The sequence below is a fragment of the Ruminococcus sp. AF20-12LB genome (assembly GCF_003478985.1).
GTDB lineage: Bacteria > Bacillota > Clostridia > Lachnospirales > Lachnospiraceae > Blautia_A.
The window spans coordinates 467,488-479,198 of sequence record NZ_QUGH01000001.1 but is presented as its reverse complement, the minus strand read 5'-3'; the positions used below and the strand labels follow the sequence as shown (position 1 = coordinate 479,198).

Genomic DNA, 11,711 nt, shown 5'->3' with positions numbered 1-11,711 from the left:
GATAGTCCTGCATGTTTTTTTATGCTATAATCTTTGATTGAAATCTATTTTTCCGGAAAGGAGTCTCCGTATTTTTATATATGAAACAAACTGAAGAATATTACTACGGCAGAATGCCGAAAGATAAACAAAACGTGTACCGTGCAATGCTTCATGGGCTTATGGAGCTTTCTGATGAGTTCCTGATCCCGCAGGTACCAACCACCGATGGAAACTGGCTCTATGATGTATTTTTCCAGCTTCGTCTTGATCACCCGGAGATTTTCTGGGCTGTGGGGTTTAAATACCGTTATTACAAGGACTCGCCAAATCTGATACTGATTCCTGAATACATCTTCGACAAAAATAAAATCCGGGAGCACCAGAAAGCCATGGGCGCCCGCGTAGACAAGCTTGTGCGCCCCGCCATGAAGTTTTCCGAGTGGGATAAGGAAAAATATGTCCATGACTTCATCTGCGAAAATATCCGCTACGACAAGCTGAAAAAGCCATATTCCCACGAGATCATCGGGCCTCTGGGCCATGGTGTCGGTGTCTGCGAGGGAATTGCCAAATCTGTAAAGGTCCTCTGTGATACTCTCGGTGTGTGGTGTATTATCGCCATCTGTGGGAACAATCCGGAAAAAGGGATCAAATACCGTCATACCTGGAACATTGTCCGGATCAACGGACAGTACTATCACCTGGACGCCACCTTCGACAATACTCTGGGCAAAAGCGAAGATGGTTCCGTCAGCATCCGCTATGATTATTTCAACCTGGATGACAAAAATATCTTCCGGGACCACGAGCCTCTGATTGCTCCGGCCCCTCCCTGCCCGGACGGAAATCACTTCTACTACCGCGAGAAAAAGCTGTCCTTCACAAAGCCGGAGGACGTATACAAACGTGCCCTCCAGGCTGCCAAAAAGAGCCGTGAATTCACGTTTCACTGGAGAGGCGGTTATCTCACCCGCGAGATCCTGTCCGACCTTGTAGACCAGATCCAGGCCGCCGGAAAGACCCGAGACAAAAAAGCCATCATCACCCTCAACTGGCCCCAGGCTGTACTACGGTTTCATTTTGTGGAACAGCATGCGGAAGGAAAGGTGTTTATTGAGGAAGTGAATGAAGGGGAAAAATTGTAAAGTCATTCATAAAATTTCCACATCAAAATGCCACAGATGCATCAGTAATGATCTGTGGCATTTTATTATGAACATTATTCTGAAAATACAAAAGACCTTCTATAAAATCAAATTTACAGAAAGTCTCTCAGCTATAGCGATGCGCTAATTTCCCGGATCGCTATGGTGCGAGTAGTGATACAGCATTTTTTGAAAACCATCGTAGTACAATTTGTTTTTGAGGTCGTCGGATAGCAATTTGCTTGTATCGCACCCCGATGGGCAGCCGTGTTTGAAATACAGTTGCCTTTTATATACCACACAACCTAAAAATTATCAAGTACGCGCAGCGTTCACTTCTCCCATCACAGGGAGCAAATGAACGCTGCTTTTTTTGTTTACAACGAAAGGAGGCATCCGTGAAATGGCAGTTTTTCGGGTAGAAAAGAACAGCGGCTATACGGTCATGTCGAACCATCACCTGCGGAACCGGGCCTTGTCCCTGAAAGCCAAAGGCTTACTCTCCCAAATGCTCTCCCTGCCGGAAGATTGGGACTACACCCTGCAAGGGCTGGCCCGTATCAACCGGGAAAGCATTGACGCGATACGGCAGGCCATCCGGGAACTGGAACAGGCGGGCTACATCCAGCGTTCCAGAGAACGGGACGAGAAAGGGCGGCTGCGTGGTGCAGACTATGTGATTTTCGAGCTGCCGCAGCCCGTTCCTGCATCGGTTTCACCTACATTGGAAAATCCAACGTTGGAGAATCCCACGCAGGAAAACCCTACGTTGGAAAATCCAATGCAATTAAATAAAGATAAACTAATTACAGAAAAACAAAAGAAAGAGGGATTAAATACCGATTCCCTTCCTATCCATTCCCCAAACCCCTTGCCTTTGGACGAGGACGAGGCAGCGGCACCGCCGCCGGAACGGACAGGAAGCCGAAAGGAAACGGCCTATCAAATCTACCGGGACCTGATTTTGGAGAACATCGAGTATGACACCCTCACCCAGAATCCCCGGATAGACCGGGAACAGCTGGACGAGATCGTGGACATCCTGCTGGAAACCGTCTGCACCAGCCGCAAGTCCATCCGGGTGGCCGGGGACGATTACCCGGCAGAGCTGGTAAAGGCCAAGTTCCTGAAACTGGACAGCCATCACATCGAGTTCGTCATGGACTGCCTGCGGGATAACACCACCAAAGTCCGTAACATCAAGCAATACCTGCGGGCCATGCTGTTCAACGCCCCCAGCACCATCAACAGCTACTATGCGTCCCTTGTGGCGCACGATATGGCGCAGCCCGATTGGGGCCGCCCGCCCAACACCTGACCGAAAGGAGTACCCATCCATGAGAACACTTTACCTGCGGCGGCTGGTGGTTCCACCCTAGCTGCCGCTCTGAATTTTCTGCAACAAGGAGGGATTCATATTGCAGGAAGAAGTCACCCAGAAAACTATTGCCCTGTCCATGAAAACGGGCAAGCTCACCGCCCAAGCGTTGCAAGCTGCCCTGAAAAAATATTTGCAGCACCGGGCCAAGGGGCCAAAGCTGCACCACGGCAAGCAAAGCCTGAAACAGCTGAAAGCCCACGGCGCGGCCCTGACCAACATTGAAGTCACGGAAGCGAACATCGGGGCGTTCAAGCCCTGCGCCAAGAAGTACGGCGTGGACTTCACCTTGCGTAAGGACAAGACCACCCAGCCGCCCCACTACATCGTGATCTTCAAGGCCAAGGATACGGACAATCTGGAACAGGCGTTCCGGGAGTTCACAGCCAAAACGCTCTCCAAGGAGCAGCGGCCCTCCATCCGTAAAGTGCTGACCGCAGCCAAGCAGAAAGCGGCCCAGCAGCCGAAACGCGCCAAAGAAAAAATCAAGCAAAGGGGGCTGGAACGATGAAGCATGAACTGAAAAAGCTGCTGTTGCTGAATCTGCCGTATCTGCTGTTCGTGTACCTGTTCGCCAAATGCGGGCAGGCGTACCGTCTGGCTGCGGGCGCGGATGCTTCGGCCAAGCTGCTGCACCTAACGAGCGGCATCTCCGCCGCCTTTGCAAACCCGCTGCCCAGCCTGCACCCGTTTGACCTGTGTGTGGGCGTTGTTGGGGCGGTGGCTGTCCGTCTCATTGTGTACAGCAAGGGCAAGAACGCCAAGAAGTACCGCAAGGGCGAGGAATACGGCTCTGCCCGGTGGGGCACCGCCAAAGACATTGCCCCGTACATCGACCCCAAGTTTGAAAACAACATCCTGCTGACCCAGACCGAACGCCTGACCATGACCGGGCGGCCCAAAGACCCCAAGACGGCCCGGAACAAAAATGTGCTTGTGATCGGCGGCTCCGGCAGCGGCAAGACCCGCTTCTATGTGAAGCCCAACCTCATGCAATGTTTCCCCACTTCCGACTATCCCACCTCATTCGTGGTCACAGACCCAAAAGGCACACTGGTTCTGGAAACGGGCCAAATGTTCCAGCGGGCAGGCTACCGGGTGAAAATCCTGAACACGATAAACTTTTCCAAGTCCATGAGGTACAACCCCTTTGTCTACATCCACTCGGAAAAAGACGTGCTGAAGCTGGTAAATACGCTTATTGCCAACACCAAAGGCGAGGGTGAAAAATCAGCAGAAGATTTTTGGGTGAAGTCGGAACGGCTGTTCTACACCGCTCTGATCGGCTACATCTGGTACGAGGCCCCGGCAGAGGAAATGAACTTCACCACCCTGCTGGAAATGATAAATGCCAGTGAAGCCCGCGAGGATGACCCGGACTTCCAAAGCCCGGTGGACCTCATGTTTGAACGGCTGGAACAGAAAGACCCGGACCACTTTGCTGTCCGACAGTACAAAAAGTTTTTGCTGTCGGCGGGCAAGACCCGTTCCTCCATCCTGATAAGCTGCGGTGCCCGTTTAGCCCCGTTTGACATCCGGGAAGTGCGGGAACTGATGGAGAACGATGAAATGGAACTGGACACCATCGGGGATGAAAAGACGGTATTGTTCCTAATTATGAGCGACACGGACACCACCTTCAACTTCATTCTTGCCATGCTTCAAAGCCAGCTTATCAACCTGCTGTGTGACCGTGCGGATGATAAATACGGTGGCCGACTGCCTGTCCATGTACGGCTGATTCTGGACGAGTTCGCCAACATTGGGCAGATTCCCAACTTCGACAAGCTGATCGCCACCATCCGCAGCCGGGAAATCTCGGCATCCATCATTTTGCAGAGCCAGTCGCAGCTGAAAGCCATCTACAAAGATGCGGCCGAAATCATTTCAGACAACTGCGATTCTGTTCTCTTTTTGAGTGGGCGGGGCAAGAATGCCAAAGAGATCTCCGATGCGCTGGGGAAAGAGACCATCGACAGTTTCAACGCCAGCGAGAACCGGGGGTCTCAAACCTCCCACGGCCTGAACTATCAAAAATTAGGAAAGGCGTTGATGTCAGAGGACGAAATCGCAATCATGGACGGCGGCAGATGTATTTTGCAGCTGCGGGGTGTGAGGCCGTTCTTCTCGGAGAAGTTCGACATCACCAAGCACCCGCACTACAAATATCTTGCGGACGCGGACAAGAAAAACACCTTTGATGTGGACAGGTTCTTATCCACCCTGCGCCGGAAGCGGCAGCAGGTAGTCGCACAGGACGAAAGTTTTGACCTGTACGAAATTGACCTGTCGGACGAGGATGCGGCCGCCGAATGAGACGGTATTTTTTGAAAAAACAATTTTGAGTGCCGCAGAACAAGCGGCAGAAAGTGAGGACCTTATGGAATTTTTCAACAGCGCAGTCGATACTTTGCAGACGATCGTGGTTGGTCTGGGCGGTGCCCTGTGTGTCTGGGGCGGCATCAACCTGTTGGAGGGTTATGGACAGGATAACCCCGGCAGCAAGAGCCAGGGCGTGAAGCAGCTGGTCGCGGGCGGCGGCGTTGCCCTGATCGGCGTGACCCTTGTCCCGCTGCTGTCCGGGCTGCTGGGCTAACCTCAACTTATCCGTACATCCACCTTTGAGACCCCACCGCGCTCTCCCGCTCACATGGGAGGGCGCGGGAAAGGAGGTATCTTTGCTTGATTAGTGAGATCATCGAGAAATGGATAAAAGGCATTTTGATAGATGGCATCACGGGCAACCTCTCCGGCCTGTTCGACAACGTGAACGCCAAGGTGGGCGAAATCGCTTCGGACGTTGGTTCTACCCCGCAGGCATGGAACAGCGGCATTTTCAATATGCTGCGCAGTCTTTCCGAAACGGTAGTACTGCCCATTGCAGCGGCCATCCTTGCCCTTGTGATGTGCCATGAGCTTATCCAGATGATTACCGAAAAGAACAATATGCACGACTTCGATACTTCCATGTTCTTCCGCTGGATTTTCAAGTCTGCCTTTGCCATCCTCATAGTCAGCAACACATGGAATATCGTTATGGGTGTGTTCGATGCCACCCAGAGCGTTGTCAACCAAAGTTCCGGCGTTATCATTGGCGAAACATCCATCCACTTTGACCGCCTGATACCCGGACTGGAATTTCAGCTGGAAAGCATGACCATCGGCAGTCTGCTCAGCCTGTGGTTCCAGACCCTTGTGGTGGGCCTGACCATGAACATCCTGTCCATCTGCATCTTCCTTGTGACCTACGGCCGCATGATTGAGATTTACGTTGTGACCGCACTGGGGCCTATCCCGCTGGCGACCATGGGCAGCAGCGAGTGGCGCAGCACCGGGCAGAACTATTTGAAATCGCTTTTGGCGTTAGGCTTCCAAGCGTTCCTGATTATGATTGTCGTGGGCATCTATGCGGTGCTGATACGCAACATTTCAGGTGCAGCGGACATTGCCGGGGCCATCTGGGGCTGCATGGGCTACACCGTGCTACTCTGTTTCTGTCTGTTCAAGACCGGCAGCATCAGCAAGTCGGTGTTTGGTGCCCACTAAGGCCGAGAAAGGAAAAACGTATGGCGTATGTGACCGTTCCCAAAGATTTGACCCATGTAAAATCCAAAGTCTTATTCGGGCTGACCAAGCGGCAGCTGGTCTGCTTCGGCGGCGCGCTCCTCACGGGCGGGCCGCTTTATTTTTTGACCCGGGACTATCTTTCCAACAGCGCGGCGGCCCTGCTGATGATTTTTGCCATGCTGCCGGGGCTGCTGTTCGCTCTGTTCGAGCGGCACGGCCAGCCCCTTGAAGTAGTGATTCAGCAAATGATTCAGTGCTGCTTTATCCGTCCCAAGGAAAGGCCCTATCAGACCAACAATGCTTACGCCGCCCTTGTGCGGCAATACCAAATGGAACAGGAGGTAAAGGCCATTGTCCAGAAAAACGATACCCCGCGAAACCGAAAAGCCCAAAAAGCTCACCCGCGCCCAGAAAAAAGAAATTGATGCCGTCATCCGCAAGTACAAGGGTGACGGCAAGCCCCGCACGGCACAGGCCACCATCCCGTATGAGGCCATCTACCCGGACGGTGTGTGCCGCATTGACCGCCGCACGTTCTCCAAGTGCATTGCCTTTGAGGACATCAGCTATCAGCTGGCCCAGCCGGAGGCCCGAACTGCCATCTTTGAACACCTGTGCGACCTGTACAACTATGTGGATGCCTCCATCCATGTGCAGCTTTCTTTTTTGAATCGCAAGGTTGACCCGGTGCAGTACGCAAAAAGTTTTGAGATCGCACCGCAGGGGGATGATTTTGACGACATCCGCGCCGAGTACACCGCCATCCTGCAAAAGCAGCTTGCCAGCGGCAACAACGGCATTGTCAAAACCAAATATCTGACGTTCACCATCGAGGCCGACAGCCTGAAAACGGCACGGGCGCGGCTGACGCGCATTGGCCTTGACCTACTAGGCTATTTCAAGACCATGGGCTGTGTGGCACACGTTATGGACGGGCAGGAGCGTTTGGAAGTTCTGCACGGCATCTTTCACCCGGACGGCGAACCGTTCCGCTTTGACTGGGACTGGCTGGCGCCCTCCGGCCTGTCCACTAAGGATTTTGTGGCCCCGTCCTCCCTCTGTTTCGGTACGGCCAAAACCTTTGGTTTGGGCGGCAAGTATGGAGCTGTGAGCTTTTTACAAATCCTTGCGCCGGAACTTTCGGACGAAATGCTGGCCGACTTCCTCAAAACGGAAAGCGGGATTCTCGTCAATCTCCATGTGCAGGCCATTGACCAGACCGAGGCCATCAAGACGATTAAAAGGAAGATTACCGACCTTGACGCCATGAAGATTCAGGAACAGAAAAAGGCTGTCCGTTCCGGGTACGACATGGATATCCTCCCCAGCGATCTTGCCACCTACGGCGAGGATGCCAAAAAGCTGCTGAACAAACTGCAAACAAGAAATGAGCGATTGTTCATGCTGACCTTTCTTGTGCTGAATGTGGCCGACACCAAGCAAAAGCTGGGCAACGATGTGTTCCAAGCCGCAGGTGTGGCACAGAAGTATAACTGCTCGCTTGTCCGGCTGGACTACCAGCAGGAACAGGGCCTTGTGTCCAGCCTGCCGCTGGGCATCAACCAGATAAAGATTCAGCGCAGCCTTACCACCTCCAACGTGGCGGTGTTCGTGCCCTTTGTGACGCAGGAGCTTTTCCAGAGCGGCGCGGCCATGTACTACGGCATCAACGCAAAATCCCACAACATGATCATGCTGGACCGCAAGCAGGCCCGGTGTCCCAACGGCCTAAAGCTGGGTACGCCCGGCAGCGGCAAATCCATGAGCTGCAAGTCTGAAATCGTCAGTGTGTTTTTAACGACTGCTGACGATATTTTTATTTCAGACCCAGAAGCCGAGTATTATCCGCTGGTCAAGCGGCTGCATGGGCAGGTCATCAAACTTTCGCCCACCAGCAAGGACTATGTGAATCCTTTGGACATCAACCTGAACTACTCCGAAGATGACAGCCCGCTGGCCTTGAAGTCGGATTTTGTGCTGTCGTTCTGTGAGCTGGTCATGGGCGGCAAAACAGGTCTGGAAGCGATTGAACGCACCGTGATAGACCGTGCCGTGAAAGCCATCTACCGCCCCTATCTGGCGAATCCCTGCCCGGAGAATATGCCGATTTTGTCTGACCTCCACCAAGCCCTGCTCGACCAGCACTTGCCGGAAGCGGACCGGGTAGCGCAGGCATTGGACCTGTATGTGTCCGGCTCGCTGAACGTGTTTAACCACAAAACGAATGTGGACATCCACAACCGGCTTGTGGCCTTTGACATCAAAGAGTTAGGAAAACAGTTAAAAAAATTGGGGATGCTCATTATCCAAGACCAGATATGGGGCCGCGTCACCCAGAACCGCAGCCAAGGCCGGGCCACATGGTATTTTGCAGACGAGTTCCACCTTTTGCTGAAAGAGGAACAGACCGCCGCGTACAGTGCCGAGATTTGGAAGCGCTTCCGCAAATGGGGCGGCGTGCCCACAGGTGCCACCCAAAATGTGAAGGACCTTCTTTCTTCCCCGGAGATTGAGAACATTCTGGAAAACAGCGACTTCATCACGCTGCTGAATCAGGCATCCGGCGACCGCAAAATCCTTTCGGAACGGCTGAACCTCTCCGCAGACCAGCAGAAGTACATCGACAATTCCGAACCGGGCGAAGGACTGCTGATTTTTGAAAATGTGGTGCTGCCGTTCTCAAACCCCATCCCGAAAAACACCCAGCTCTATAAGATCATGACCACCCGGCTCAACGAGGTGGTGGAGCTATGAGCTTAACACATTTCAGCTTGTTTTCCGGCATCGGCGGCATCGACCTTGCCGCGGAAGCAGCGGGGTTTACCTCTGTCTGTCAATGCGAGTGGGCGGCCTTTCCCGCCGCTGTTCTGGCAAGCCACTGGCCGGAGGTGCCCCGTTTTCAGGACATCACCACAGTAACAAAGGAGGCTTTCTTTGAAAAAACAGGACTTCGCACCGTCACCCTCATTTCAGGCGGCTTCCCGTGCCAGCCGTTCTCCACCGCAGGGCGGCAGCGCGGCTTCCACGATGAACGCTATTTGTGGCCCGAAATGCTGCGGGTCATCCGGGAATTGCAGCCCCATTGGGTGCTTGGAGAAAATGTTGCTGGCTTCCTCCGTATGGGGCTCGACAAAACGCTCATTGACTTGGAGCAGGCAGGTTACGATGTTCGGGTTTTCGTATTACCTGCTGCTGCCGTTGGCGCATGGCACGAACGGAAACGGGTATTCATCATCGGCTCCGCTGCTTCCCACACCCCTTGCCAGCGACACCGGGGATGTGGGCAAGGGGTTGGACATCCAAATCTCTGCGAATGGCAGCTACCGCAAGATGAACAAGGATGGCAAGGCGTGGACGGCGCGGCTTTCCCATGTGGTCTACCGGATGACCCCCACCACGCTGGAAAAGCCGTATCTCAACCCGGACTGGGTAGAGTGGCTGATGGGTTTCCCGCGCAAATGGACGGACATTCCCTTTGGGCCGAAGAACCCGCCGACATCCCGCGTCTGACCGAAGATGTGCCGAACCGAAGCAAGCGGATGAAAACACTGGGCAATGCAGTTTCGCCGCCGCAGGTATTCCCAATTCTCAAATACATTGCGGACATTGAAACGGGCCGCTGTCCGATGGGAGGTGAAGAACTTTGAAAGAATTGCAGGCGAAAGCCAAAGTCACCCAGACCATGACCCGTGATGGTCTGGTGGTGGAAAATCAAGCGGACGGCACTGTAGAGAATGTTTCCAGTCGGGAGGCAGAACAGGATTATTCCACGGATGCCGAGGGCAAGGCCGAAAAAATTCTGGAACGGGCTGAGGACATTAAGGACGGTCATAGAAATAAAAAGAAAGCGAAAAAAGCCGCAGAAACCGCAGCCACCGCCGAAAGTGAAGATGGTCTGCACGGTTCGGCAGCGCATCTGGAACTGACCGAGGAAGAACGGGCAGACCCAGAGTTGCAGCCGTTTATCCAAAAGGCGGAAGCGAAAGCCGACAAGCTGGATGCGGCCCGTGCTGCTCTGCCCAAAAAGCGTGTCCCGGTCAAGGAAAAAGTCTACGATGCCGCCAGCGGCAAGGCAAAATCCACCCTGCGTTTTGAGCAGCAGGACAAAGGCCCGCCCAGCCTGAAACCAAACCCGGCCAGCCGCCCGCTATCGGAAGCGTTGCTGTTCGCTCACGGAAAAATCCATGAAGTCGAACACGAAAATGTGGGCGTGGAGGGCGGCCACAAGGGTGAAGAACTGGTGGAGCATCAGACCGCCAAGGCCATCCGCAGCGGCATCCGGCACCACAAGATGAAACCCTACAAGGCCGTGGAAAAGGCAGAGCGTCAGCTCATGTCTGCCAATGCAGAATACTTTTACCAGAAATCCTTGCGGGACAATCCGCAAATTGCACAGGCGGCCAGCAACCCCATTTCCCGGATGTGGCAGAAACGGCGTATCAAACAGCAGTATGCCAAAGCTGCACGGCAGGCCGGACAAGCCGCCGCACAGGGTGCAGCCACTACCGCAGAAAATGGTTTCCGGGTAACAAAGCTGGCAGCCGAGGGCGGCGAACGGGTAGCCGAATTTGCGGCCCGGAACTGGAAAACTATTCTGATCGTGGCGGTGTTCGGTCTGCTGGCTCTGCTCTTGATAACGGGCTTGCAGTCCTGCACGGTGATGGCGGGCACCGCTGGGACCGGCGTGACGGCATCTTCTTATTTTTCCAAGGACAAGGATATGCTGGGTGCAGAGAAGGCTTATGCCAAGCTGGAACAAAAGCTGCAACGGTATCTCGACACCTACGAGGCCACCCACAACTATGACGAATACCACTTTTATCTGGACGAAATCGAGCATGACCCCTATGTGCTGATCTCGATTCTGTCCGCGCTGCATGATGGCGTTTTTACATTGGCCGAGGTGCAGGGCGAACTTGAAATGCTGTTTGAAAAGCAATACATCCTGACCGAGACCGTAACCATGCAGATACGCTACCGCACCAAGACCATGCTCATCATCGGGCCGGGTGGCGTGCCGCAGCTCATCACCTACCAAGAGCCGTATGAATACTACATCTGTACCGTCAAGCTGAAGAACAAGGATTTGTCCCATCTGCCCGTGGAAGTGCTGACCGAAGAACAGCTCAGTGCCTATTCGCTCTATATGCGCACGCTGGGCAATCGGCCGGATTTGTTCGGGCAAGCCCAGTACCCCAATGCGTCCACCATCAAGCAGCCTACCTATTACGATATTCCCCCGGAAGCGCTAAAGGATGATAGGTTTGCCGCTATGATGGAGGAAGCAACAAAGTACATCGGCTACCCGTATGTGTGGGGCGGCAGTTCGCCCAGCACCAGCTTTGATTGCAACGGCTACATTTCGTGGGTGCTGAATCACTCCGGCTGGAACGTGGGCCGTCAGACCGCGCAGGGCCTTTACAACTTCTGTACTCCTGTTTCGGCCGCACAGGTCAAACCGGGTGACCTTGTGTTTTTCAAGGGCACCTACGATACCCCCGGCGTGAGCCATTGCGGTATCTATGTAGGCAATTCCATCATGTTGCACTGCGGCGACCCTATCTCTTACACAAACCTCAACTCAAAATATTGGCAGGAACATTTTTACAGCTATGGGCGTTTACCGTGACGCCAGAAAG

Annotated in this window: 10 protein-coding genes; all 10 read left to right on the top strand. The window is 53.7% G+C overall.

Translation table 11 applies throughout. The features are described 5' to 3' along the window. Positions 1–134: 134 nt before the first annotated feature. The 10 genes from DWX61_RS02165 to DWX61_RS02120 all read left to right on the top strand — a co-directional run bounded on the left by DWX61_RS02165 (position 135) and on the right by DWX61_RS02120 (position 11,701). Entirely contained in the window at positions 135–1,127 is a 993-nt protein-coding gene (locus DWX61_RS02165; protein WP_330637544.1) for a transglutaminase domain-containing protein, read from the top strand. A gap of 403 nt (positions 1,128–1,530) precedes the next feature. Then, positions 1,531–2,445, top strand: coding sequence for a DUF6017 domain-containing protein (locus DWX61_RS02160; RefSeq protein WP_118623548.1), 915 nt, complete (start codon positions 1,531–1,533; stop codon positions 2,443–2,445). A gap of 100 nt (positions 2,446–2,545) precedes the next feature. After that, positions 2,546–3,016, top strand: coding sequence for a PcfB family protein (locus DWX61_RS02155; protein ID WP_118623546.1), 471 nt, complete (start codon positions 2,546–2,548; stop codon positions 3,014–3,016). Next, the gene (locus DWX61_RS02150; protein ID WP_118623544.1) at positions 3,013–4,821 is read left to right on the top strand and encodes a VirD4-like conjugal transfer protein, CD1115 family; all 1,809 of its coding nucleotides are present in this window, start codon (positions 3,013–3,015) and stop codon (positions 4,819–4,821) included. Before DWX61_RS02155 ends, DWX61_RS02150 begins: the two co-directional genes overlap by 4 nt. Before the next feature lie 64 nt (positions 4,822–4,885). Further along, entirely contained in the window at positions 4,886–5,101 is a 216-nt protein-coding gene (locus DWX61_RS02145; protein ID WP_005922889.1) for a Maff2 family mobile element protein, read from the top strand. Between the two features lie 86 nt (positions 5,102–5,187). Continuing rightward, positions 5,188–6,051 carry a VirB6/TrbL-like conjugal transfer protein, CD1112 family gene (locus DWX61_RS02140; RefSeq protein WP_005927770.1) on the top strand — a complete coding sequence of 288 codons (864 nt, stop codon included), beginning with the start codon at positions 5,188–5,190 and terminating at the stop codon, positions 6,049–6,051. Between the two features lie 20 nt (positions 6,052–6,071). Then, positions 6,072–6,497 carry a PrgI family protein gene (locus DWX61_RS02135; RefSeq protein ID WP_078784923.1) on the top strand — a complete coding sequence of 142 codons (426 nt, stop codon included), beginning with the start codon at positions 6,072–6,074 and terminating at the stop codon, positions 6,495–6,497. Next, positions 6,424–8,826, top strand: a complete 2,403-nt coding sequence (locus DWX61_RS02130) for a VirB4-like conjugal transfer ATPase, CD1110 family (protein WP_118623542.1) — start codon at positions 6,424–6,426, stop codon at positions 8,824–8,826. Before DWX61_RS02135 ends, DWX61_RS02130 begins: the two co-directional genes overlap by 74 nt. After that, positions 8,823–9,719, top strand: a complete 897-nt coding sequence (locus DWX61_RS02125; RefSeq protein ID WP_118623540.1) for a DNA cytosine methyltransferase — start codon at positions 8,823–8,825, stop codon at positions 9,717–9,719. The genes DWX61_RS02130 and DWX61_RS02125 overlap by 4 nt, the downstream gene beginning before the upstream one ends. Then, positions 9,716–11,701 (top strand): C40 family peptidase, encoded by a 1,986-nt coding sequence (locus DWX61_RS02120; RefSeq protein ID WP_118623538.1) that lies wholly within the window; start codon positions 9,716–9,718, stop codon positions 11,699–11,701. Before DWX61_RS02125 ends, DWX61_RS02120 begins: the two co-directional genes overlap by 4 nt. Positions 11,702–11,711 lie beyond the last annotated feature (10 nt).